Annotated in this window: 21 protein-coding genes and 1 pseudogene; 5 read left to right on the top strand and 17 right to left on the bottom strand. The window is 53.0% G+C overall.

Annotation, left to right across the window (positions count from 1 at the left end; genetic code table 11):
* The first annotated feature begins 18 nt into the window (after positions 1 to 18).
* The 3 genes from FHW66_RS14585 to FHW66_RS14575 are packed head-to-tail and all read left to right on the top strand — an operon-like array spanning position 19 to position 6,098.
* Positions 19 to 1,203 carry an efflux RND transporter periplasmic adaptor subunit gene (locus tag FHW66_RS14585; protein ID WP_255458991.1) on the top strand — a complete coding sequence of 395 codons (1,185 nt, stop codon included), beginning with the start codon at positions 19 to 21 and terminating at the stop codon, positions 1,201 to 1,203.
* Positions 1,204 to 1,227: 24 nt separating this feature from the next.
* Positions 1,228 to 4,440 (top strand): efflux RND transporter permease subunit, encoded by a 3,213-nt coding sequence (locus tag FHW66_RS14580; RefSeq protein ID WP_183380548.1) that lies wholly within the window; start codon positions 1,228 to 1,230, stop codon positions 4,438 to 4,440.
* Between the two features lie 47 nt (positions 4,441 to 4,487).
* On the top strand, positions 4,488 to 6,098 hold the full coding sequence (locus FHW66_RS14575) for an efflux transporter outer membrane subunit (RefSeq protein WP_183380547.1): 1,611 nt from the start codon (positions 4,488 to 4,490) through the stop codon (positions 6,096 to 6,098).
* 217 nt (positions 6,099 to 6,315) lie between these two features.
* Here FHW66_RS14575 and FHW66_RS14570 read toward each other — a convergent pair whose 3' ends face one another.
* The 10 genes and pseudogenes from FHW66_RS14570 to FHW66_RS14525 all read right to left on the bottom strand — a co-directional run bounded on the left by FHW66_RS14570 (position 6,316) and on the right by FHW66_RS14525 (position 15,229).
* Positions 6,316 to 6,675 (bottom strand): hypothetical protein, encoded by a 360-nt coding sequence (locus FHW66_RS14570; protein WP_183380546.1) that lies wholly within the window; start codon positions 6,673 to 6,675, stop codon positions 6,316 to 6,318.
* A 173-nt stretch (positions 6,676 to 6,848) separates the two neighbouring features.
* Entirely contained in the window at positions 6,849 to 7,322 is a 474-nt protein-coding gene (locus tag FHW66_RS14565; protein WP_183380545.1) for a hypothetical protein, read from the bottom strand.
* A pseudogene (locus tag FHW66_RS14560) lies at positions 7,273 to 7,710 on the bottom strand (transposase); the annotation flags it as partial. The pseudogene FHW66_RS14560 and the gene FHW66_RS14565, both read right to left, overlap by 50 nt.
* Before the next feature lie 191 nt (positions 7,711 to 7,901).
* A complete protein-coding gene (locus FHW66_RS14555; RefSeq protein WP_183380544.1) occupies positions 7,902 to 8,426 on the bottom strand; it encodes a hypothetical protein in 525 nt (174 codons plus the stop codon).
* Positions 8,423 to 9,397 carry a hypothetical protein gene (locus FHW66_RS14550; RefSeq protein WP_183380543.1) on the bottom strand — a complete coding sequence of 325 codons (975 nt, stop codon included), beginning with the start codon at positions 9,395 to 9,397 and terminating at the stop codon, positions 8,423 to 8,425. The genes FHW66_RS14555 and FHW66_RS14550 overlap by 4 nt, the downstream gene beginning before the upstream one ends.
* Before the next feature lie 163 nt (positions 9,398 to 9,560).
* Positions 9,561 to 10,055 carry a hypothetical protein gene (locus FHW66_RS14545; protein WP_183380542.1) on the bottom strand — a complete coding sequence of 165 codons (495 nt, stop codon included), beginning with the start codon at positions 10,053 to 10,055 and terminating at the stop codon, positions 9,561 to 9,563.
* Entirely contained in the window at positions 10,055 to 11,920 is a 1,866-nt protein-coding gene (locus FHW66_RS14540) for a hydroxyethylthiazole kinase (RefSeq protein ID WP_183380541.1), read from the bottom strand. Before FHW66_RS14540 ends, FHW66_RS14545 begins: the two co-directional genes overlap by 1 nt.
* Positions 11,844 to 12,320 (bottom strand): hypothetical protein, encoded by a 477-nt coding sequence (locus FHW66_RS14535; protein WP_183380540.1) that lies wholly within the window; start codon positions 12,318 to 12,320, stop codon positions 11,844 to 11,846. Before FHW66_RS14535 ends, FHW66_RS14540 begins: the two co-directional genes overlap by 77 nt.
* Before the next feature lie 3 nt (positions 12,321 to 12,323).
* Entirely contained in the window at positions 12,324 to 14,732 is a 2,409-nt protein-coding gene (locus tag FHW66_RS14530) for a M23 family metallopeptidase (RefSeq protein ID WP_183380539.1), read from the bottom strand.
* 161 nt (positions 14,733 to 14,893) lie between these two features.
* Positions 14,894 to 15,229 (bottom strand): hypothetical protein, encoded by a 336-nt coding sequence (locus tag FHW66_RS14525; protein ID WP_183380538.1) that lies wholly within the window; start codon positions 15,227 to 15,229, stop codon positions 14,894 to 14,896.
* A gap of 351 nt (positions 15,230 to 15,580) precedes the next feature.
* Between FHW66_RS14525 and FHW66_RS14520 the strand changes: the two genes are divergently transcribed.
* Positions 15,581 to 16,354 carry a 3',5'-cyclic-nucleotide phosphodiesterase gene (locus FHW66_RS14520; protein ID WP_183380537.1) on the top strand — a complete coding sequence of 258 codons (774 nt, stop codon included), beginning with the start codon at positions 15,581 to 15,583 and terminating at the stop codon, positions 16,352 to 16,354.
* A 12-nt stretch (positions 16,355 to 16,366) separates the two neighbouring features.
* Here the strand turns inward: FHW66_RS14520 and FHW66_RS14515 are convergent, their stop codons facing one another.
* The 5 genes from FHW66_RS14515 to FHW66_RS14495 all read right to left on the bottom strand — a co-directional run bounded on the left by FHW66_RS14515 (position 16,367) and on the right by FHW66_RS14495 (position 21,446).
* The gene (locus tag FHW66_RS14515; RefSeq protein WP_183380658.1) at positions 16,367 to 17,617 is read right to left on the bottom strand and encodes an Hsp70 family protein; all 1,251 of its coding nucleotides are present in this window, start codon (positions 17,615 to 17,617) and stop codon (positions 16,367 to 16,369) included.
* A gap of 223 nt (positions 17,618 to 17,840) precedes the next feature.
* Positions 17,841 to 18,326 carry a DUF2867 domain-containing protein gene (locus tag FHW66_RS14510; RefSeq protein ID WP_183380536.1) on the bottom strand — a complete coding sequence of 162 codons (486 nt, stop codon included), beginning with the start codon at positions 18,324 to 18,326 and terminating at the stop codon, positions 17,841 to 17,843.
* A 109-nt stretch (positions 18,327 to 18,435) separates the two neighbouring features.
* The gene (locus FHW66_RS14505) at positions 18,436 to 19,770 is read right to left on the bottom strand and encodes an AarF/ABC1/UbiB kinase family protein (RefSeq protein ID WP_183380535.1); all 1,335 of its coding nucleotides are present in this window, start codon (positions 19,768 to 19,770) and stop codon (positions 18,436 to 18,438) included.
* Positions 19,760 to 20,509 (bottom strand): TetR/AcrR family transcriptional regulator, encoded by a 750-nt coding sequence (locus tag FHW66_RS14500; RefSeq protein WP_183380534.1) that lies wholly within the window; start codon positions 20,507 to 20,509, stop codon positions 19,760 to 19,762. Before FHW66_RS14500 ends, FHW66_RS14505 begins: the two co-directional genes overlap by 11 nt.
* Positions 20,510 to 20,699: 190 nt before the next feature.
* Positions 20,700 to 21,446: a CDP-diacylglycerol diphosphatase gene (locus FHW66_RS14495; RefSeq protein WP_183380533.1), complete on the bottom strand. Its 747-nt coding sequence runs from the start codon at positions 21,444 to 21,446 to the stop codon at positions 20,700 to 20,702.
* A gap of 123 nt (positions 21,447 to 21,569) precedes the next feature.
* Between FHW66_RS14495 and FHW66_RS14490 the strand changes: the two genes are divergently transcribed.
* Complete coding sequence (locus FHW66_RS14490; protein WP_183380532.1) at positions 21,570 to 22,412, top strand: aldo/keto reductase; 843 nt, start codon at positions 21,570 to 21,572, stop codon at positions 22,410 to 22,412.
* Positions 22,413 to 22,427: 15 nt separating this feature from the next.
* Here FHW66_RS14490 and FHW66_RS14485 read toward each other — a convergent pair whose 3' ends face one another.
* A complete protein-coding gene (locus FHW66_RS14485) occupies positions 22,428 to 24,548 on the bottom strand; it encodes a xanthine dehydrogenase family protein molybdopterin-binding subunit (RefSeq protein WP_183380531.1) in 2,121 nt (706 codons plus the stop codon).
* A gap of 10 nt (positions 24,549 to 24,558) precedes the next feature.
* A complete protein-coding gene (locus tag FHW66_RS14480; RefSeq protein WP_183380530.1) occupies positions 24,559 to 25,023 on the bottom strand; it encodes a (2Fe-2S)-binding protein in 465 nt (154 codons plus the stop codon).
* Positions 25,024 to 25,212: the final 189 nt, after the last annotated feature.

The following is a 25,212-nucleotide window of genomic DNA, read 5'->3' as shown; positions in this document are numbered from 1 at the left end:
TTCTCAATGAGGTCCATCATGCCCAACACATCACCCCGCCACCCCGCATTACGTTCGCGCTACACAGCAGCGGCCGCTGTCTTTGCCGTCATCGCCATCGCCGTCGCCGGCACACTGGCTGCCATTGGCGTCGATGCCAATGCCGATGCGCCACAAACACCACCCGCTGCAGCCGTCGATGTGGCTGAAGTCGTGGCACGCCAGATCGTCGACTGGCAGCAATACTCTGGACGCCTCGAAGCGGTCGACAAGGTCGACATCCGCCCACTGGTCTCCGGGACCCTGACCGCTGTGCACTTCAAGGATGGCGCACTGGTCAAGAAAGGTGACCCGCTGTTTACCATCGATCCACGTCCCTACGCTGCCGAAGTCGCCCGGGCACAAGCCCAGCTGACCGGTGCTGAAGCCCGCGCCAGCTACACCGCAACCGATCTGGCACGTGGTGAGCGCCTGCTGGCCGACAACGCCATCGCCCGCCGTGACTATGAAGAAAAGCAGAACGCCGCCCGCGAAGCCGCTGCCAACCTGCAAGCGGCGCAAGCTGCCTTGCGTACTGCCAAGCTCAACCTCGACTACACCCAGATCACGGCCCCCGTGTCTGGGCGCATCTCGCGCGCCGAAGTCACCGTTGGCAATATTGTCTCAGTCGGCTCCACCACACCACCACTGAGCACACTCGTTTCAGTCGCCAAAATCTATGCCGCCTTTGATGTCGATGAGCAAAGCTTCCTCAAATACGTCAACCCGGCGCGCAGCAAGGGAGAACAAGTACCGGTCTACCTCGGTCTGGCCAATGAAGACAGCGCTTCCCGCGAAGGCAAGGTCGGTTCCATCGACAACCGTCTCGACACCTCCTCTGGCACCATCCGCGTGCGCGCCGTATTCGATAACGCCGATGGTCAGTTGATTCCGGGGCTGTATGCGCGCATCCGTCTGGGTGGCGGCACACCACACCCTGCGGTGCTCATTGATGAGAAGGCTGTCGGCACCGACCAAGACAAGCGCTTCGTCCTGGTACTCGACAAGGATAACCATGCGGCCTATCGCGAAGTCCATCTGGGCTCAACTCAAGATGGCTTGCGCGTCGTCGAAAGTGGTCTCAAGAGTGGTGAACGCATCGTCGTCAATGGCCTGCAACGGATTCGTCCCGGTGACACCGTGAATCCGACCGTGGTGCCAATGACCAAGGCCAAGCAGGCCTGATAAGAACATTAACGGGGAGTTCCCATGAACATTTCAAAATTCTTTATCGACCGCCCGATCTTTGCGGGCGTGCTCTCGATACTGTTGCTGCTGGCCGGTATTCTGGCCATGTTCCAGCTGCCTATTTCCGAATATCCGGAAGTGGTGCCACCGTCGGTTGTGGTACGCGCATCGTTCCCTGGTGCCAACCCCAAGGTGATCGCCGAAACCGTCGCCTCGCCGCTGGAAGAGCAGATCAACGGTGTTGAAGACATGCTCTACATGCAGTCGCAAGCCAACAGCGACGGCAACCTCACCATCACCGTCAACTTCCGCCTTGGTGTTGATCCGGACAAGGCGCAACAACTGGTGCAAAACCGTGTTTCGCAAGCATTGCCGCGCCTGCCGGAAGATGTACAGCGACTCGGTGTGACCACCCTCAAGAGCTCACCCTCGCTGACCATGGTGGTGCACTTGATCTCGCCCGACAACCGTTACGACTCGACGTATCTGCGCAACTACGCCGTGCTCAATGTCAAGGATCGGCTGGCACGGATTCAGGGTGTCGGCGAAGTCGGCCTGTTTGGTTCCGGTGACTACGCCATGCGCGTCTGGCTCGACCCCAACAAGGTTGCGCAACACAATATGACCGCCAGCGATGTGGTCAATGCCATCCGCGAGCAAAACGTTCAGGTCGCCGCCGGTATCATCGGTGCCTCCCCCAGCTCGCCTAATGTGCCGGTACAGCTGTCGGTCAATGCGCAGGGACGTTTGAAGACCGAACAGGAATTCCGCGACATCATCCTCAAAAGCAGCCCCGATGGAGCCATCACCAAACTCGGTGACGTAGCCCGAGTGGAACTGGCCGCCTCAGAATACGGCTTGCGTTCGCTGCTGGACAACAAGCCTGCGGTCGCCATCCCGATCTTCCAGGCACCCGGCTCGAATGCGCTGGAAGTCTCCAAGCAAGTCCGAGCTGCAATGAAGGACCTGTCCAAAGACTTCCCTTCTTCGGTCGAATACCGCATCGTCTACGACCCGACCCAGTTTGTGCGCTCTAGCATCGAAGCTGTAGTGCACACCCTGCTCGAAGCGATTGCACTGGTCGTGATTGTGGTGATCATCTTCCTGCAAACCTGGCGTGCTTCCATCATTCCGCTGCTGGCTGTGCCGGTGTCGATTATTGGCACCTTCTCGCTGCTGCTCGGTTTTGGTTATTCGATCAATGCACTGTCGCTGTTCGGCATGGTGCTCGCCATCGGGATTGTGGTCGACGATGCCATTGTGGTGGTGGAAAACGTCGAGCGTAATATCTCGGCTGGTCTGTCACCGCGTGAAGCGACCTATCGCGCCATGCAGGAAGTCAGTGGCCCGATCATTGCGATCGCGCTGACGCTGGTCGCCGTGTTTGTACCACTTGCCTTCATGACCGGCCTGACTGGTCAGTTCTACAAGCAGTTCGCGATGACAATTGCGATCTCGACCGTGATCTCGGCCTTCAACTCGCTGACCCTGTCGCCCGCATTGGCTGCGCTGCTGCTAAAACCGCATGGCGCTAAACCTGACTGGCTGACACGCGTGATGGATCGTGTGTTTGGTGGCTTCTTCATCCGCTTCAACCGCTTCTTCAACCGCGCCTCCGAAGGTTACGGCCGCAGAGTCACTGGCGTGATTTCACGCAAGGCCTCGGTCATGGGCGTCTATGCCGTGCTGCTGGCAGCGACCGTAGGTATTGCCCATCTGGTACCGGGAGGCTTCGTACCGGGGCAAGACAAGCAATATCTGGTCTCCTTTGCACAGTTGCCAAATGGCGCCTCGATTGATCGCACCGAAGCCGTCATGCGCAAGATGAGCGAGATCATGCTGAAGGAACCCGGCGTCGAAAGTGCCGTCGCCTTCCCCGGCCTGTCGATCAATGGCTTTACGAACAGCTCCAGTGCCGGGATCGTTTTTGTCACACTGAAGCCGTTCGAAGAACGTCGTAGTAAAGAACTCTCAGGCGGTGCCATTGCCATGTCGCTGAACCACAAGTTTGGCAGCATCAAGGAAGCCTTTACCGCCGTCTTCCCACCGCCACCGGTGCAAGGTCTGGGTACGCTGGGCGGCTTCAAGCTGCAGATCGAAGATCACGGTGCAGTCGGCTATGCCGAACTGGATGCCGCTGCACAAGCCTTCATGAAGGCCGCACAAAAGGAACCCGCGCTGGGGCCGATGTTCTCCAGCTATCAGATCAATGTGCCGCAACTGGACGTCGATCTGGACCGCGTCAAAGCCAAGCAGCTCGGCATTCCGATTACCGATGTCTTCAACACCATGCAGATCTATCTGGGTTCGCTCTACGTCAACGACTTCAACCGTTTTGGTCGCGTCTATCAGGTGCGGGCACAGGCTGATGCACCCTACCGTGCTAGTGCCGATGACATCCTGCAACTGAAGACCCGCAACACCGCTGGTCAAATGGTTCCGCTGTCCTCGGTCGTCAAAGTGACGCCAACGTTTGGCCCGGAAATGGTGGTCCGCTACAACGGCTTCACCGCCGCTGACATCAACGGCGGACCAGCACCCGGCTACTCCTCGGACCAGGCAGAACAAGCCGTGGCACGTGTCGCCGCAGCCACGCTGCCGCATGGCGTACGCTTCGAATGGACCGACCTGACCTATCAGAAAATCCTTGCAGGCAATGCCGGCGTCTGGGTATTCCCGATCAGCGTGTTGCTGGTGTTCCTGGTGCTGGCTGCGTTGTATGAAAGCCTGACCCTGCCACTGGCCGTGATCCTGATCGTGCCGATGAGCATTCTGGCGGCACTGACCGGTGTCTGGCTGACCAAGGGCGACAACAATATCTTCACTCAGATTGGCTTGATGGTGCTGGTGGGTCTCTCGGCCAAGAACGCCATTCTGATCGTCGAATTTGCGCGTGAACTGGAACTGCAAGGCAGCACCGTCATCCGTGCTGCGATTGATGCCAGCCGCCTGCGTCTGCGTCCGATCCTGATGACCTCGATTGCCTTCATCATGGGTGTAGTACCGCTGGTAACGTCGCACGGTGCCGGTGCAGAAATGCGTCAGGCGATGGGGATTGCGGTGTTCTTCGGCATGCTCGGCGTCACCCTGTTCGGCCTGTTCCTGACACCGGTGTTCTATGTCCTGCTGCGCAGCATCGGTGGTGGCAAGAAGCTGCACACCGCACACAAGCATGAAGCTCCGCTGACAGCCGGCACCCATGTCGCACCGAGCGAACCACACGATGCCCGCTAAGGTGACCATGCGCCCAAGCGCATGAAGACAAGCAAAGGAAAAACACAATGAACACATTCAACCATACGCACCACAACAAGTCACACAGCCTGCGCGCAGCGCGCATCGGCTCGGCGTTGCTGGCAGCACTGCTGGTGCTGGCCGGTTGCTCGGTGGCCCCGACCTACGAACGGCCACCGGTAGCGACTTCGGTCGGCTACAAGGAAGCGGGCGATCAGTCCGGCACACCAGCCTCAGCAGACTGGAAGACTGCCCGGCCCGCCGAGAACCTGGCCCGCGGTCAATGGTGGACCATCTTCCAGGATGCCACCCTCAATGAGTTGGAGCAGCAAGCCCTGGCCGCCAATCAAAGCCTGAAAGCCGCCAGCGCCCGCCTGCAACAATCCCGCGCGCTGCGGCAGGATGCACGCGCCGACCTGTTCCCACAGGTCAGCACCGGCTTTGGCCCGACCCGTCAACGCGTATCTCCCGCCTCACAAGGACTCGCAGCCGACGCCAACACCTCGCCTACCACCCTGTGGCGTGCGCAGGCCAACGTCTCCTACGAGGCCGACCTGTTTGGCCGGGTCGCCTCCACCATCGACGCCGCCACCGCCGATGCCCAAAGCAGCGAAGCACTGTTCCAGTCAGTACGACTGGCATTACAGGCCGACGTCGCGCAGCAATACTTTCTGCTACGCGAGCTCGACGCCACGCAAGCGCTCTACAGCCGTACCGTCGATCTGCGTGAAGAATCGCTGCAACTGGTACAACGCCGCTTCAATGCTGGCGATATCGACGAAGTTGATCTGGTCCGCGCCAAATCAGAGCTCGCCTCCGCACAGGCCGACGCGTATGGCGTAGCACGCCAGCGCGCCAATGCCGAACATGCGTTAGCGATCTTGCTGGGCAAGACACCGGCCGAATTCAACTTCACGCCGCAACCGCTGTCACGGGTCGTCATCAACATCCCCGCCGGCTTGCCGTCTGACCTGCTCGAACGCCGTCCCGACATCGCCGCCGCCGAACGCACCATGGCCGCCGCCAATGCCCGCGTTGGCGTCGCCAAGGCTGCCTACTTCCCGCAGCTCAATCTGACCGGCACGCTCGGTTATGAATCAGCCAAGCTGGGAGATTTGTTCAACTGGTCCAGCCGCACCTTCCTGCTGGGGCCACTGGTCGGCACCGCATTGACGCTCCCGCTGTTTGACGGCGGTCACCACGATGCCGCCGTCAACCGCGCCCGCGCCGTGTATGAAGAAGATGTCGCCAACTACCGGCAAAGTGTGCTGACCGCCTTCCGCGAAGTAGAAGACAACCTGGCCGGACTTCGCTTGCTGGGTGGGCAGACCCAGGCACAAGATGCCGCCGTCGCCGCCTCCACCCGCGCCGCCAGCCTGTCGCACCTGCAATACCGGGAAGGTGCCATCAGTTACCTCAACGTCATCGACGCCGACCGCACCGTGCTGCAACAACAGCGCACCTCGGTGCAACTGGATGGTGAACGCGCCCGTACCACCGTCAACCTGATCCGGGCACTTGGTGGTGGCTGGCAGGGTACGCCTGCTGCCACGCAGACTGGCGATACGTTGGCCGGTGCTGTTGGTGATAGCAGTGGCAATGGTAGCAATGGTGCTAGTAGCAGCAAGGTCGCTAGTGGTGCGAAACCGGCGCTCTAAGGTACTGCTGGTTTTTTAGTTTTTGCTTTTTCATCCCCTTTCCGGCCGTGGCGAGTTCCCATGCTCACGCGGCCGGTTTTTTTATTTTTTTGAAAAAATAATTTTTGGTGCTATTCATTAATCTTCTATTTTTTTAATTCACACTATATTTCACATATCAAAATAAAATTCCAGGAATAGAAAATCATATTATTTTTATAGTAAATAATGAAAATTTCTAATCCATCTCCATTGAAAGAAATACTTGTTCAATGGAATTCATAAACAATACATCATTATTATCATCAGGATTACCTACGTAAGAAGCATAAACAGTAAAATCGGAGTCGTCTGAAGCAAAAACAATGTCTTTTTGAGTATTTTTAACGATTCCATCTAAATTTATCCATTGATGCGTCAACACCATAACTTCTCCTGTTTTATTCTTTGTGCTTAAAAAAGAATAGATATGCCTTAAATTTTTTCTTTCTAATTTTTTTAGATAATCATAATCAATATATTGTTTCGAGTTAAATATTCTCTCCATATGCATCAAAGTCGAAACATGTAGATTCTTGCCTCCTTTCTTGCTCTTCAATATAAAATCTTCCTTACAATTTTTTCAAACTAAAGGTTTTTTATTTATAAAATCAGGTATCCTGAAATTTAAGCCACCTCCGCAGTAATAAAATCTTTCTCTTTTTTCTCCCGCAAATGCGCACGACACATTATTAAAAATAATAAAAATAGCTAATAACATATTTATTATTTTCATTGCTGTCTGTCCAAGATAAATTTTAGATTTTTTGGTGGATTAATTTCAGCATCAAGAACATACAATGCATGCTCAAAACAAGGCCAGCGAATTTCTTTGAAATGTAATTCTGCAGAGTTTATGCATTTTGTGACTTGTATTGCATCCTTTATATCAACTCCTTTATCTTCCCAATAATTAATACTTTGCAACCGGTTGGGAATTAATTTTTCCTTGCCTTTTTCGTCTTTTATTTTTTTAAAACGTTGCTTTGATATCCAGTAATGACCGCTCGAATCACAGGTTAAATGTGCATCTGTTATCAGCTGCGCCGCAGTTTCATCCGTTAAAAAACACCTTCCTTTATATTTCCCGTATTGGACATAGTTACTTCTACCAGTGAGTTGGATGAGACCGCGTCCCTTAAATCTCTTTCCGTCACTCCAATGCCAGATGTACCTTGCGCCAGATACGACGCTTCGAATACCCATGCTTACGCACCTTCCATTCGCCTTCGGCGAACACTTTCAACCTGGTGCTATCAACAACCAGATGCAGGGGTTCGCGGCTGGCTGGTATGGCAAGGACCACATCAAGCTTCTGGGCACGACGACTCAGTGTTGTGTAATTTGGTACAGGCAAACCAGAGAAGGCCATATCTCGCTGACTTTGGGCGAATCCCTGAAGTGCTCGCAGCGGCAGACGAAATACCTGCTTGAGACCCAGCGGCATCTGCATACAGGCAGGGGCGATCAGGTCATCCTCGTTGATCCACATCGTGATATTGCCTCGTGCAATCAGACCAGCCTTTTAGGGTGACCAATTCCTGATCCGATAAACTTCCTTTGGCTCGCTCGTGCTGCGTTCGTCCTTGCGCATTTCTCTGCTCAAAAGAAGAGAATTTACCCAGTTCGATTCGAAGTTAACAGCACTATCGTTATCCCTGTTGGGCGTAAACGTCAGCCCGACTTGCAGCTACGGGATTTATGCAACAACGCCATAGGAAGGTACATTGTGGAGAGCAAAAAATAAAAATTACTTGATTAGTCAAACATATTTATTTAAATATTTTATTTCATCTCGTAATTTTCACAGGTGCCATGATAATTTTTATCTGATAAATCTATATTTTTATATGATTTATTATTCTTGTTTTTGGTACTTATCTCAAAAACGCCTGACGGCCTCCCTATAAAAATTTTTTCCTCAGAATTGTCCATGGCGATTTTATAAATTCCTCCCCCATCTTGAAATTCCTCCGAATGCCAAATCTCGTTAAAATTCAGATCTTTAAAAATTGAAACCCTTAATTCCGGAATTGATCCCATAATAAAATCAATTTCCTGGGATGACATTGAGTCAAATTTCGATGTTGTCGGATAGGTCCCATAAACAATAAACCATTTCCCATATTTGCTAATTTCCCACCCTATTACTCCATAGTCAAAATTAATAAAATAAATTGATGTTTTACCTATTTTTAGTATCAAAGAGCTTTCTAAATTATTTTCAATACTTGTTATTTCGCATATATTCCCCGGGTAAGCCTTACATAAATTTAAAAAAAATATAAAAAAAACCATATATTTCTTCATACTACAGTCCCGAGTATCAACCAAGCTGAAAATGTTTCGTCCAATCTCCTTCTATAGCTTTTCACATCCGTTTTTTTATTAACTATCGCCGTTACTGAATACGAAGATTTCTCATCGACACCGTGGTCTGCAGCTCTATATACTTTGTATCTGATCCAAAAAAATGCTGCGGTATCAACTGCATTCCATGGCGAATTTGCGACATCCTCTGGCTTATCTATTACTGGACCCTGCAGGTACGGATAATGTGCAAACCAATCTGCTATATAACTCCTACGATCAAGCCATCCTCTAAAAACCCAGTACTCAGAATAGTTGTATCTACCAGTCAGTTGTTTAAAACCTCTGCCTCTAAATTTGAGGCCGTCACCAGGAGAGGTATTCCCCAAATTTTTCTTGAGCTCCAAGTAGTTAAAATAACTATATTTAGACAAATCTTCTTTCTCGTAACCAATAAAACCATTATTTTCAGGTCGAATCATAATATGATTATTTTTAATCGCCCGAGATACGTCAATTGGCACTTCACGAATCGCCATCATGTAGTAAGTTTCTACAGCAACTTGGCCTAAAAAATGCGCCTGTCGAGTTGCATTAGTTAAACCGTATTTCCGCATAATTTTATTCAACGGGATCTCATATAAATTTATGTACTCAACAGCTTTCTTTCCAAATGAAGCATATGCTGAATCTGGGTAAAGTCGAACCAATTCCGCTTCACTCAACCACCCGCACTTCCTGAAATGCTTGATGAACTCCGTCGGATGGAAATGCCACTGCGCGTCTTTGTACTCTTGCGGTAATCCATCAAAGCTCACTGCACGGGCGTGGTTTTCAAAGCGGGCCCAGCGATCTGCACGATTCTTGGCGCCGAACTCCATCTCATTGAGGCATCCATAACGCGCAATGATCGTGCCTCTGTCCCACTCCGTCGGGAATTGACAAATTGCCCTGCGCAATGCCTTGCTCACGTCCTTCTCCGGCAGACGTCTGGATAGTTCGACGTCATCCTTGTTGCGATCCGGATTGGGTTGATCGTCTTCTGCCCGGATCAGTGCCTTGAGTCTTAGTGAGTCACATATCACTAGGTTTCGTAAAAAAGAAGTCTAATATTATTAATTTTTAAATTAAATATTAATTAATATTAATTGAATAAATTATATTTTCGTATAATTTAAAATCAGATTCGTCTCCTTTCCCAAAAAATGAAATTACGGCTCCATTTTCAAAAATAATATCTGCAATCAGGCCATTATTCAAATGCATACCGGCCTCATCTGAGGTTCTGTAATAAATATTTGCCTTTAAGTATTTAACTCCATTGAAAATTTTAGGTTTTATTGGCGACGAATATCCCTCAGAGTTTGGAATCCATTCGTTATCACTTAATCTAACAAAAAAATTTTGTGTAAATTCGTCTTCATGACAAATTTGTAAAATACTGTATTCGCTATCTATTGATGGTGAAACGGAAATACAATTTTCTCTTTCAAATTTACATACCCAGTTTTCAGGTATTGATAAATTGAATTTTGAAAATAAAATTAAATTTTTATCGCCAGCAGATGCAAATGAAAAATTAATTATAAATAAAAATAAAAAAAACAAATTAAATTTTGATTTATTCACTAAATTTCATCCCCGACGTAAATATAAGAATTTTTGACCTCAAAGAATCTCCGATCAAATGATTGAGTGTCAAATTTATTTATTACTAAGCTTATCGAATTTGATGATTTTATATTTACCCCGCCATCAGCAGATTTTATACATTTATTTTTTGCAAAAAAGTGACCGCCTGAATCAATGCAGTTATACGGGACATTTGAGATAATTTGCGGATTATCGATAATCGGTGCTCGGTGGCCTATTTTTTCACCCCACCATACGCTGTCAAAATTAGACAATGATATCCAACCGCGATATACCCAATATTTTGCGTAATTATATCTTCCTGTTAACTGCTTAAATCCACGCCCTCTGAATTTCATTCCATCCCCAGATTTTGAGTATTGTGGATCTATCATTTCCCTCGTTAGCGCATATAGATACAATCTATTTTTTTGATCTTTTTTAATTTCAATAAATAATTTATTATTATTTCTGTCACGCAAATCGCTTTTTTCTATATTCCCGAGGTTATTCCCATCTTTTTCATAATTATGAAAATTTACATACATATCTTTCGGATCAGAATAATATTTATTTATCTCAACAACATAGCTCGGATGACTGGGATTTTTGTGGAAAGAAACGGTCCCCTCCATCATATTCATCAAATAATATGATTCAATTGCGCCTTGCCCAAGGAAATGAGCCTGCCTTTCAGCGGTATTTATCATATATTTCCGCATTACTATATTTAATGAAAATCGATATTTCTCCCTAATTGGGACTGGGGTTTGTTTATAAATTTTTTCTAAAGTTTCCTCATCCATCCACCCGCACTTCCTGAAATGTTTAATAAACTCCGTCGGATGGAAATGCCACTGCGCGTCTTTGTATTCTTGCGGTAATCCATCAAAGCTCACTGCACGGGCGTGGTTTTCAAAGCGGGCCCAGCGATCTGCACGATTCTTGGCGCCGAACTCCATCTCATTGAGGCATCCATAACGCGCAATGATCGTGCCTCTGTCCCACTCCGTCGGGAATTTGCAAATTGTCCTGCGTAGTGCCTTGCGTACGTCCTTCTCCGGCAGACGTCTGGATAGTTCGACGTCATCCTTGTTGCGATCCGGATTGGGTTGATCGCCTTCTGCCCGGATCAGTGCCTTGAGTCTTTTTGAATCACAACGCTGGTCATTGGGACTGGTATCGTCGTCGTAACAGTTCCAGCCAAATTGCGGCAGGAAATCGGCATCGCTGAATTTATAAGTACCCGGCGCATTCAGGTCTGCCCAGACTGACTTATCCTCTAGTGTTCTGATCTTGCGCCAGTGCGCCGCGTTGTCTGGCAAGGGGTCTTTATCTGTTTCACTCCGACCGATATTGCGACCGAAGCGCAATAACTCATACCAGCCAGAGGGACTGCTTTTTACTGCGGGATGTGCCTTGATCAGGCTGTTGTGACGATCGGTGGCTTCTTTGTACAAGTTGTATTCGGCGTCGGCATCTTGTCGTGTGGCACCTAGCTGACCGTTGATGCCGTAGCTGGTGAATGCACAGCTACCGGGCGTTTTGCCTTCGTTCCCGTAATCGAGTTTGATCCATTGGGCCGTGCCGAGCGTGATGTCGGTTTCAGCGCGAAGATGATCGGTGGGTGCTTTGAGACTGATCGGCGTCGTGGCTGGCAGATAAATGTAGAGGCTGCCGAAGATGCTGTCGGTACGACCGTCTTTGGTGGGAATGGCTTCTGGGTCTAACCAGCCGGGCTCGCGCCCGATGATTTTTTTGAGGTTCTCGGTGTCGCAGCAGATCTCAAAGTGCAGCTGTTTGGTAACCGCGTGCATTGATGTTGTTGAGCGGATAAAGCTTGATGGCACGTGCAAATTCACGACGTAGGTCCATCGTGTCTTCCTTACTCCATTCAACTACTGTCGCTGCAATGCGTTTATCAATATCGCGCACCCATTCATTACGCGCAGTATCAAAGCGAACTGCACTTCCATTTACTACTCCATCGTCGACTGAGTAACAGGTGAAACCAAAATAAAACGGTGCAATATATTCTTTGGTTTTTAGATTCAATGGATTTTCAATAATGAATCCGCTACCACCTCGCTTGTCATCTTTAGCGTAACTGATAGAAAATTGTGCAGTTATCGGTATTTTTAAAGATACATTACAGCCTGGCCCCATGTTGGCCTCGTGCTTTTTTGTTCTTTTAAATGCAGTATCGTTTGCTTGCAGCGTCAGCGGCCAGAGCAATATCAGTAGGCTTATCCATCGTTTCATGATTTATCTCCTCGGCTCAAAATCTGTTGGGTACATCACTGTAGGCTGACCGTTACCATCTGGCAGTAAGAGCTCTGACAACACGGCTACCGCTACGCCATATGCGCAGCAGCGTGAGTCAAATCCATTCAAGCCAGAATAATCGATCCTAGACACGGCAAGAGGTGAATTCACCGCCGCGCTGGCCTTCCAGAAAGCTGGACTGCGATAATAGGTTTTTCGACCAAGATTGCTTTCCACCACGCGCGCTTCAAGCACGTGTGGCGCATCGGCATGTTTGCCCATCCCCCTTGCTATCCAGTAGAAACCGGCACTATCGCTCGGCGCAAGAAGTGCTTCTTGCTCTGGAGGAGCATGAGGTTTAGTAAGCGCTTCCACATCGTTACGCCAAACCTTAATTTCCTGAGTTATTCCCGTAAATTTTTCATCCTCTAAATCTGTATTACGCCTCTGATTCGGCGGTAATCGATAAATGGCGTTATAAACTTTCATCAATTCATCGCGTAGTCCTGGCTTGATTTTTCTACCGCGCCACGCCCAGTAATCGCAATAGTTTCCAGGATTGGTCAGCTGCAAAAAGCCACGCCCATACCAGGGCGCGTACCACAGGCCTCTTCCTCCTGTTTCAGGAAGGGACTGCATCCAGTTTGTTTCCTGTACTGCGTTACCGAAGAAGCATGCTTGTCGCATCGGTGTGTTGATGCCGTATTTGCGCATTGCCCGATTCAGTGGAGTCAGGTGATATTTGAAAATTTGGCTATCGTCAGTAGTGTCAGTTCTAACCTTCTCCCAAAGTATCTCCTTGTTCCTTGTCTGTTTATTAATTGCAGTACGAATAGCATAGCTTGGCACCAATTGCGCAATTTCCTCCTTACTCAACCATCCACACTTCCTGAAATGCTTGATAAACTCCGTCGGATGGAAACGCCACTGTGCGTCTGTGTACTCTTGCGGTAATCCATCAAAGGTCATCGCCCGCAGATGATTGACATACTCTATCCAGCCCTCCGGATTATCCTTGTAGCCGTATTCCACTTCCTTGAGCCACTCATAGCGCTTAACCATGGCGTGCTTGTCCCACTCGCAGGGGAATTTGCAAATCGCCCTGCGCATTGCTTTGCGCACGTCCTTATCACCCAACCGTCTCGATAAGTTGACGTCATCCTTGTTGCGGTCAGGATTGGGTTGATCGCCTTCTGCACGAATCAGTGCCTTGATTCTTTCTGAATCACAACGCTGGTCATTGGGATTGGTATCGTCGTCGTAACAGTTCCAGCCAAACTGCGGCAGGAAATCGGCATCACTGAATTTGTACGTACCGGGCGCATTGAGGTCTGCCCAGACTACCTTGCCCTCTAGTGTTCTTATCTTGCGCCAATGGGCTGCATCGTCGGGTAGTGGGTCTTTGTCTGTCGTACTCCGACCAATATTGCGACCGAAGCGCAATAACTCATACCAGCCAGAGGGACTGCTTTTTACTGTCGGATGTGCCTTGATCAGGCTGTTGTGACGATCCGTCGCCTCTTTGTACAGGTTGTATTCGGCGTTGATATCCTGACGTGTTGCTCCCAACTGGCCGGACGTGCTGTAACTGGTGAGTGCGCAGGTACCGGGCATTCTGCCTTCGCTTCCATAGTCAAGTTTGATCCATTGGGCAGTGCCTAGCGTAGTAGTACTATCAGCGCGAAGATGATCGGTGGGTGGATCGATACGGATCGGCGTCGTGGCTGGCAGATAAATGTAGAGGCTGCCAAAGATACTGTCGGTACGGCCGTCTTTGGTGGGAATGGCTTCCGGGCCTTGCCAGCCGGGGTCGCGGCCGATGATTTTTTTGAGGTTCTCGGTATCGCAGCAGATTTCGAAATGGAGCTGTTTGGTATGACCATAGATCTGCCCGGCTACGCCCAATTTGTCCTTGCGATAGACCTTTCTTCCAACTCCTCCCGTGATCAGAATACGGACAAGGTGCATGTAAACGCTGTAGTACGTGATGCTGACTGGTTGGTCGCCATCTGCGCCGATCTCAGTCTTGTGTTTCAGGACGATGCAGCCGTTGTCAGTCCAGCTTTCGTCATAATATTGACCGGCTAGATCGTTAGTACGCATGGGATTTGGCTTGTGCATAAACACGACCTCGCCATCGGCAATTGCGTGTATTGGGTAATCGTGACTACCCGCATCCCTTGCTTGCAGATGAATACCGTTGTGCCACATCAGGTGATTGCTGACGGGGAAGGTGCCTTCTTCGATGCCGGTGCCGCCAATCAAGCTACTGGCAGTCGGGCGCATGGCTGCTTCTGTGATCTCGTCGTCGGTTGGGGTGACGATCACCGGATCGTTGAGCGACTTTTTGGTGGTGTATTTCTCGTCTTTTTTGACGACCGGCAAAATGAATGGGGGGCTGATGATCATCTGAACGCATTCATGAAGTTTTCAATGAAAGCGTGTGATGCTAGTGGTCTTTTATGGCGTTGGGCGATGCTTCCTACAAATAGGTCTTCACTTTCGATTTAGTACGAGACAAAGCAATCTATTGCACGGTGCACAAACACACCGTGCAAACCCTTCCTTAATTATTCATCCCAAAACTTGTTCAGGCTGGCGATGTGTTGATCCGATACATCGCGCAGCATGGTCGCTGCTGCCAGCGAGAGACGAAACAAGTTGGCGCTATCGGATTTCCCAATCGATGGCGCGACCTCTTGTTCAGGATCGCTGTCCTGATTCAATTCATTGACCAGATCACGGGCGTAGATGATGTGCATGCAGGAGGTAATGCCTGCACTGACATCGCGGGTGAGTTCAATGAAATTGACGAATTTTTCCTCTTGGCCGGGGCCGTGAATCCAGTGGAAGTCTTCGTGGTGAGGTGGGATTGTTTTTTGGTCAGACGTAGTAGTGCTAGGCATGTGAGCCTCCTCTGGTAGCGGTTAAGCCGCAGCCCGCTGCTAAACGGGAGGGCGGCAAATGACAAGGTTAGCAGACCGGTACCAAAGGAACCCGGCAGGCCGAAGCCTCCCTACCACTGCCGCCCATTGAAGGCGCAACAATAGCTCGCAAAAAAACCGCATTGCGCGGTTCTTGCGCTTTGGTAATCCAGGCTGCTAAACCTGATCCTCTTTTTCTCAAGGACGGCCGATTATTCTCTGTTTGAACAACCAGCGTCAAGCCAATTTTGGAGCTTGTCCGGCATGTTGATGATGCCGGTTGATTTAGGGCTGCGGATCACTTACCATCTGACGTTCTTGCTATGGTGAACCATGCGTGTAGAAATTCTGGGGTGTAGTGGCGGCATCGGCGGTACCTCCCGCCGCACAACATCATTGCTGCTGGATGATGACATTCTCATCGATGCCGGAACCGGCGTCACGGATCTGCCTTTACCGGCTTTGAAGACGGTTGATCACGTCTTTATCACCCATTCCCATCTGGACCATATTACCTGCCTGCCCTTTATCGTGGACAGCGTCGGGGAGATGCGCAATACGCCGTTGACCATGCATGCCACGAAGGAGACGCTGGAAGTGATCCACCGGCATATCTTCAACGATGACATCTGGCCTGACTTTACCGTCATCCCTTCGCCGGAGAACCCGTATCTGTGCTTCAACACGCTCGAAGTCGGGCGCTCGGTGGTGATCAAGCATCGCAGTATCACGGCCTTGCCGGCTAACCATACGGTGCCGGCAGTGGGCTACCAGATCGATAATCTGGATACCGGTGCGACGATGGTCTTCAGTGGCGATACCACGACCTGCCCGCCGTTGTGGGACATCATCAACAATATTCCCGATCTGCGCTATCTGCTGGTGGAGAACACCTATCCCAACAGCCAGCGCGAGATGGCGATCCATACCAAGCATTTCTATTCCAGCCTGTTGCTGGCGGAGATGAAGCGCTTGCGGGTCAATCCGGAGATTCTGATCACCAATGCCAAACCGGTCTGGTTTAACCAGATTGAGAAGGAATTGGTACAGGGTGCCGGTGCACGCAAGCTCAGAATGTTGCTGGCCGAGACCATCCTCGACCTGTAAGCACGAAGATACTCAGGAGAATTTGCGCGCTGCATCCAGTGCCAGACCGGCACCGATGCTGCCAAACAAATCACCTTCCACCTGGCGCGCCTGTGGCACCAGTGCGGCGATGCGATGGCGCAACAGGTGTACCCCGCTGGAGCCACCGGTAAAAAAGACGGTATCGATCTTGTCTGCACCGACACCGGCATCGGCCAGTAGTTTGGTGACGGTTTGTTCGACCGTTTCGACCAGATGATCGATGCTGCTATCGAAGTCGTTGCGCACCAGTTGCAGCGATGCGGCCGGGCGCAAGCGGTCCAGCTCTAGCGTGAAAGACGCTGCTTCCGACAGGCCAATCTTGGCCGACTCTACCTGCAAGGCCAGCCAGTGTCCGGCGCGTTGTTCGACCAGATCAAGCAGGCGGGCAAATTTGTCACGCTCGCGCACTTCGCGGTAGACGTCCTGCAATTGCTGCCAGGCCTTGCGGGTGTAGATCTGGTTGATGGTATGCCAGGTCGCCAGATTGAAGTAGTAGCTGGACGGTACTTCGCTGTTGCTGTTGAGCTGGCTGCCTAGCCCCAGCAGGGGCATGACGTTGGCCAGACTCAGGTATTTGTCGAAATCGGTACCGCCGATGTGTACCCCGCCGGTAGCCAGAATATCGTCGCGCCGCTCGGTCAATGCCGCCCGTTGTGGCGACAGGCGCACCAATGAAAAGTCGGAGGTACCGCCGCCGATGTCGGCGATCAGAACCAGCTCCTCGCGGTCGATGGTGGATTCGTAATCGAAGGCGGCGGCAATCGGCTCGTACTGGAAGGCAATCTCTTTGAAGCCGACTGCGCGGGCGATCTCTTCGAGGGTGTCTTGGGCGAGTTGATCGGCGGCGGCGTTGTCGTCCACAAAATAGACCGGGCGGCCCAGCACCACGCTGTCGAAGCGGCGACCGGCGGCGCGTTCACCGCGTTGTTTCAGTTCACCGATAAATTGCGTGAGCAAGGCACGGAACGGCAGTGCGCGGCCACCGACTTCGGTCTGGCCGTCAATCATGCCGGAGCCGAGCAGGCTCTTGAGGGAACGCATGAGGCGCCCTTCGTAACCGGACAGATAAGTCGACAAGGCGGCCCGGCCGTAGCTGAACTCGTTCTCGTCGGCATTGAAGAAGACCACCGAGGGCAAGGTTTGCTTGCCGTCTTCCAATGTCAGCAACGCGGGTTGTCCCTGCCTGCTCCATCCCATGGTGGAGTTGGATGTTCCGAAATCCACGCCGCAAGCCTCTGACATGCTGTTCCCGCCTTTTTTACCAAAGGTCGGGATGATATAGAAAAGCACGCGGCATGTCTGTAGTCAGACAGCCACCGTATCCGCTTTCTATTGGCGCTCTGACAACTTGCTCTGTCAGCTTGATTTATTGCAACTTATTGATTGCACAATTCGGCGCAGAAACGAACAACGTCGCCCTGATGGATTCACGATCCTGGCCCCCGCGCTTGGGCAGTAATGCGTGCTAATTGAGCCCCGCTTCCAGCTGCAAACGCGCGACGTACTTGTGAAACGGCATGATAATCGACAAGTATATTTTCCCGAGAAGATTGTTGATTTTAACCAGCGTTGAAATCGTCACTGTAGATCCGTTCGGACCCGCTTCAATACTGATCCAGATACGAAAATTCAGATGTTTGTCGTCCCCACCGACAACGATCTCGGTAGTGGTACTGGAGATAATCGGAAAGACGTCAATTTTCCCCAGCCCTCGATCACTAAAATCAACACTTGCCTTTATTCCGAACGGCGCCACGATGGCATTACGTAATGCCATCAGCCGTTGGACCGCGGGCGGCGGATTGGCGAATACGGCACGCGCTGCTTGTTCGGCGTCGGCGTAGGTGCGATCTGCTTGACCGGAATAAGCATCGGCGAAATCAATGTGCGGCAACCCTGAGGCACGAATCGCTGCTGTCGGCGTGGGAATCAGGAAGGCTTTGTTTGTCATGGGTTAGCCCTAAAAATGGCATGTTGAGAATCTTACAAAATGACGATTGTGAATTCCTTGCTGCGGCAATTGTTTTTCGACTACCGCGACGCGGTGATGCTTGCCCTCATCATGTTCCCGCGCCAACCCACCGGTTGTCGGTGGACACCCTTGCCCGCAACGATTTGAGCATGTGGCTGATGCCGAGGTAAGTCCGTTCAAAATACGGTATCTCGTCACGAAAACCGGTCATATAGCGCGCAATTGCCCGTTGCGGTGTTGCCTCAAATGCGGGATAGGGCGACCGGGTCGCGAAGTCGAATCGGGCCGTACGGAAAGGCGCAATCTGCCAAGCCTGCAAGGAGGCCAATGCTGGCATCAATTCCCGCTCAAATTCGGCCAGCGATAGACTCGGCGAGATCATTGCCAGGTCGACATAGTGCTGCCGCAATGCCTCACAGTCGCCATCGGGCTGATGCTGCAGCAATGCGCACCAGGCTTTTGCGAGCGCGGCGGTAAAGTCGGGAGAAAGGCGCTTGGTACAACCGAAGTCCACCACGCCGATTTGACCATCCGGTAAAAAAAGGAAATTGCCGGGATGCGGATCAGCATGTAAGCGCCGCCACACAAAGGTACTGTGCAAAAACCAATCGAACAGGAGTTGCCCGGCCCGATCGCGTGCCTGTTGTGACGGGTTAGTGACAAGCCAGGCATCTAGGTGCAGGCCGTCAACCGCTTGCATCGTAAGTACATGCCGCGTGCTGTGGCTGGCAATCGGTTGTGGCACAACGATCCCTGGTAATAACGCGTGCTCGCCGAACCAGCGCAACTGCTCTGCTTCGTGTGTGTAATCGACTTCTTCGGCGAGTTTGTATTCGATGTCGGCCATCAAGCGCTCAACAATGTCACTGTCAGGCAGCAGATCAGTGCTTAACCGCACTCCTTGCAGCAGGCTGCGGATCATCCGCATATCGACGCCGATCGAACTGGCGATGCCGGGATACTGTAGCTTGACAACCACCGGTTCGCCGCCGTGCAATTGCGCGTGATGTACCTGCCCCAGGCTCGCAGCGGCGAATGCCTGCGGGTCGAAGTACTGAAAGAGCTGGTCTGCATCCCGAGAAAATTCCTGCCTGAAGACCCTATGCACCAGTGCGCGATTGAGCGGCGTCGCCTGATGGAAGCTCCGTGCCAGTTGCAGGCGCACGCCCTCCGGGAGCAATCCTGTCTCCATGCTCAGCAGTTGCGACGCCTTGAGGGCAGTGCCCTTGAGCCGGTTGAGTGCGCTAAACAGAATTCTTCCTAACTCGGCTTCACGCCCTGCCTGCCGCGCTTTGGAATCCTCTTCGCCGGCGTGCTTGCGTGCGAGATATCCGAGATGAACGATACCGGCTTGCGCAACGGCCATGCCTGTGATGGCTCCCCTGGCAAGCGTGCTGGTGGAGAGTTTGTCGTTACGTGCCATAGCCGCTGGCTTTCGGATGACGTATCAGTGGCCCGGCCAGCTGCACCAGATCGAGCAAGGCCGAGCCGTTTTGCATCAGGCGCGCAAGCTGGCTGCGCAACAGGAACCCGGCCAGATCCGACAATTTATTAAGCAAGCCGCTCTCCAGCACTTGCACCAGCAGCGCTAACGTTAAATCGACCAGGCGGGTGGTGTCGGCAAGTTGGTCTGAGCGGTCGTTGAGCCAATACACGATCACGGCCAGCAAATAGTCCGCGAACAGGCCGCCGATGAGCGGCTTGAAGTCGCAAGGTGCAATGCTGCCGGCTGATTCAGCGGCATCGAGGAAGGCGACAACCTGCTGTTTGATGGCGAGCTTGCCTGGCAACGCGTCTCCCATCATTAGCGTGGGCGACTTGCCCACCAGCTCACGAGCGACGGCGACGAACTCACGATCAGCCAATAATATTTCCAGCAATGCATCGACCAGGCGCTGCAATCGCTCTTGTAACGTATACCCGGCAAAGCCATCGGTGCCAAGGGCGGCGGCAATGGCATCGTTGATCGATTGTTCGAAATAGCCCAGGACTAACTTTTCCTTGGTGGGGAAGTATTTGTAGATCGTGGCGTCGCCGATCCCGGCAGCGCGCGCGATCTGCTTCATGCTGGCGCTGTCAAAACCGTGTTCGGTCATCAAATCAACTGCGGCTTGCAAGATCACGCGCTGAGTGTGTTGCTGCTTCGATTTTGTGGTTTTCATGATGTTTACTATCCTTTAAATTAAAATTTAAAGCAATTAAAGAATAGTAAATATTTTAATTGGATATTTCAGACCTCCGATACTTGTCGGTCACGGGATAAGAACCACTGCGCGCCACATGCCAGTCGTCAGGCTTCCACCACATCCGGCATCTGTTGCCACACTGACAATACGATCCATTGCTACTTGTTTATTGGGCAATGCGGCAATCGTGGTCGAGCAGGACTTCCGCGCTACCCTGCTCTTGCAGCGCAAAATTGACCGGCATGTCGAGCAGATAAAAGCCGCTGCTGCCGTCCGCAAAGCGGGCACCGGTCAGCAACAGTGATTGCGCTGCCATGGCGCGCGCGGCATAGGGGCTGCGTGCCGCGGCGAGCTTGAACGGGTCTTGCGTGGCCAGGGCATCGGCAGGCAGGCGCAGGATGCTGTAAGTGTGGCCATCGAGCTGCAGCGACTGCCATTGGCCAAACGGGTCGTCCCGGTGTGTTTGCAATAGCGCTGGCAGATCGGGCCGCACGCAATCCATGTGGATATGCAGCTGCAACTGGCTGCGTGCGGCTGCCGAATTGACCTCCAAGGCGAACTGGTCTGGTGCTAATGACTTGCCCAGCGCTTGTGATACGTAGTCGCGCCGCTCCCAGGCTTGACGCCAGTAATTGGGGGCATCGGGCGAGAGTAATTCGCGGCTTTCAATACCGGCCAGCCGGGTCGTGGGAATCAGCAGATGCTGGGCCACACCATTGATGTCCTTGAGCAGCACGAACCCGTGTTCGCGGTCTACCAGCGCGCAGGGTGCCGGGTTGCCATGGGCAATGCTGTTGGGTAGACATTGTTCATGTGCAATCTGCCATAACGCATCGGGGCTGGCGGCTTGTGCCGGCGCGCCAATGACGGAACTGAGCAGCAGCAAACTGGCAAGATAAAGACGACACATCATGGGCAACACTCCGGGTCGAATAGATTGGCTTGGGGACAGGGCACAAAGTGTACGCGACGAATATGTCAAACCGGTGGCATGCGCTAGGATGGAGGCTTCGACATGACCATGCATGGAGCTGTGATGCAAGCAATTCCCCGTCTCACCCTCAACAATGGCAGTGCGGTACCGGTGCTCGGTCAGGGTACCTGGAACATGGGCGAATCGGCCGCCCAGGCGAGCGCTGAAATCCGTGCACTACAGCATGGGATCGATCTGGGCATGACCTTGATCGATACCGCCGAAATGTATGCCGACGGCGGGGCCGAGAAGGTGGTTGGCAAAGCCATTGCCGGTCGTCGCGACGCGGTCTATCTGGTGAGCAAGGTGTTGCCGCACAATGCTTCGCGCCAGGGTACGCTACGTGCCTGCGAAGCCAGCTTGCGGCGCTTGGCGGTGGAACAAATTGATCTGTATCTGTTGCATTGGCGCGGTACGCATCCGCTCTCGGCCACGGTGGAGGCGCTGGAAACGTTAGTCGCACAGGGCAAGATCGGGGCCTGGGGTGTCAGCAATCTGGACCATGAAGACATACAGGAATTGCTGGCACTGGAGCACGGCGCACGGGTGCAGGTGAATCAGGTGCTGTATAACCTGTCGCGGCGCGGGATCGAGTTTGACTTGCTGCCGGCCTGCGCGCGCGATGGTATTGCCGTGATGGCATATTCACCGATTGAGCAAGGCCGCTTGCTCAAAGACCCGGCATTGAACGCGGTGGCCCGTCGACATGGCGCGACGGCAGCACAGGTGGCGTTAGCGTGGACCTTGCGGCAACCGGGTGTGATTGCGATCCCGAAAGCGTCGACGCTGGCGCATGTAGCGCAGAACCGCGCCTGTCTGGAACTGACCTTGAGCACAACTGATTTGCAGGAGCTGGATACTGCATTCCAGCCGCCACGACGAGCGCAGCGGCTGGAGATGCTGTAGCAGCGGAGTAATGACTCAGGCTGACTTGATGTTGTCAGCCGATAGTGGCAGGCGACGCACCCGCTTGCCGGTCGCAGCGAAGAAGGCATTGGCGACTGCCGGGCCTACCAGTGCGGTGGCTGGTTCGCCGATACCGCCGGGTTTCTCGGTACTTTGCACCAGCGTCACATCGATCTTGGGCATCTGGAACATGCGAATCACCGGATAGTCGTGGAAATTGCTTTGTTGCACACGACCTTTTTCGAGGGTGATTTCTGAACCCAGCGTGGAGGACAGACCGAAGGCGATGCTCGACTCCAGCTGCGCATGCACCGTATCCGGATTGACCATATGCCCCAGATCGGCCGCCACGGCAACCTTGTGTACCGTGATCTCGCTCTCCTTGACCGATATCTCGACCACCTGCGCCATGTAGGTGTCATAGCCTTCCATCAGGGCCACGCCACGATGGTGACCGGCTGGCAACGGTGTACCCCAACCAGCCTTGGCCGCAGCCAGCTTGAGTACATTGGCCAGACGTGGCTGCTCTGACAACAGGCCCAGTCGATATTGATAAGGGTCACGTCCGGCAGCGGCGGCCAGCTCATCGATGAAGCTTTCGTTGGCGAAAGCATTCAGGGCATGGCTGACCGATCGCCAGTAGCCAACACGCAAGCCGCTGTTGTGCTCGATCAGCGATTGCGTCATGTTGGGAATCGCATAGCCGACCACGGACGCCTCCGCCATGAAGGGGTCTAGCGTGCCCTTGGGCAAGCCAAAGGCGCGTTGCGTGACCGATTGCGAGGTCAGCTGGAACGTCAGCGCCACCGGGTTACCGCTCGCATCCAGACCACCTGCCATGCGATGCAGTGCCATGGGGCGGTAGAAATCATGACTGGTGTCATCTTCGCGGCTCCACAATAACTTGACTGGCTTGCCGACTGCCTTGGAGATTTCGGCGGCCTGCACCGCAAAGTCGACTTCCAGACGACGCCCAAAGCCGCCACCGAGGAAGGTGGTTTTGACCGTGACATCCTCTGGCTTGAGGCCGAGTGCAGCAGCGACATTACCGGCCGTACCTTGCTGGAACTGGGCCGGACCGATCACCACACATTTGCCATTGCGATAGTCGGCAGTAAAGTTTTGCGGCTCCATGGTGGCGTGTGCCAGCAAAGGTGACCAATACTCGGCCTGCAGAACCTTGGCAGCGCCCTTCAACGCAGCGTCAGCGTCGCCGGTCTTCTTGATGGGAATCGGGGTGTCGCTGGCGTTACGGATACTGTCGCGCATGCTGGCGTTATCGATCTGCGCGCCCGGACCTTCGTCCCAGGTGACGGTCAATGCCTCACGCGCCTTCTTGGCACGCCAGTAACTATCGGCAACCACGGCCACGCCATCGCGAATCTGCACGACATCGATCACGCCGGGCATACCCTTGGCCTTGCTCGCATCAAAACTGACAACCTTGCCGCCGATGACCGGGCATTGCTCCAGCGAGGCGTAGACCATGCCAGGCAGCTTGACATCGATCCCATAGCCCGCCGTCCCGTTAACCTTGCCCGGGGTGTCAAGGCGTTTGGTCGGCTTGCCGATGATCTTGAAATCCTTGGGGTCTTTCAATACCACGTCCTTGGGAACGGGCAACAGGGCAGCGGCTTCCGCCAGCGCGCCGTAAGTTGCCTTACGGCCGCCGGGGCCGATGACACTGCCATCATGCACATGCAAGGTGGCGGGATCGACCTGCCACTTTTGCGCAGCAGCGCTAATGAGCATGGTGCGCACTTGCGCGCCGGCGACGCGCAGCTTTTCCCACGCTTCGCGCACCGAAGTGGAACCGCCAGTCAGTTGTCCGCCCAGCAGCGAATTGACATAGACATCGCCGACCGGAGCAATCTCAACCTTGACCTTGTGGATATCCACACCCAGTTCCTCGGCAATGAGCATTGGCATGGAGGTGTAGACACCCTGCCCCATCTCGGAGCGGGCGGAAATCAGGGTAATAGTGTTGTTGTCTGCAATGTGGACCCAGGCGTTGGGCGTATGCAGAGTACCTGCAGCGGTTGCTTCACTGACCGCGCCTGGCAGGGCAATGCCTAGCGTCAGGCCGCCACCCACAATGGCCGAGGTCTTGAGGAAATCGCGTCGTGTTGTCGTCATGGCAGTCTCCTCAAGCCTTGCGCATTTCAGCGGCGGCATCTTTGATGGCGGCGCGAATGCGGTTATAGGTACCGCAGCGGCAGATGTTGCCACTCATGGCGTTGGCAATATCGGCATCACTCGGGTTCTTGTTGGTGCGCAACAAAGCTGCGGCACTCATGAGCTGGCCCGACTGGCAATAGCCGCATTGCGGCACATCGTGCGCAATCCAGGCCTTTTGCAAGGGATGGGAATTGTCCTTGGACAAGGACTCAACGGTTGCCACCTTCTTGCCTGCCGCTGCCGACACCGGCGTCTGGCAGGAGCGAATGGGTGTGCCGTCAAGGTGGACCGTACAGGCACCACACAGCGCCATGCCACAGCCGAATTTGGTACCGGTCAGCCCGAGTTCATCGCGAATCACCCACAACAACGGTGTATCTGCCTCTGCCTGCACTGTGACCTGCTTGCCGTTGAGGTGAAAGCTGGTAGTCATCTTTTTGCTCCTCCGACGTCCTTGGGGTAAGACTTTGCCGACGAGACGTCGCACCTCGGCAAGCCTGTGCCTGACGGAACCGGCAGTGTTCTGTGATCGGCAAATACACACTGTCGACCGCACTGTCGCGATTGCGTCCGAAAATAATAGGCTGAACGGTAAGCACTAGCCAGAAACTATTCGATGAAA

Source organism: Herbaspirillum sp. Sphag64 (assembly GCF_014192645.1).
Lineage (GTDB): Bacteria > Pseudomonadota > Gammaproteobacteria > Burkholderiales > Burkholderiaceae_D > Herbaspirillum.
The sequence above is the reverse complement of the archived record's forward strand: the minus strand, read 5'-3'. Positions and strand labels throughout refer to the sequence as shown.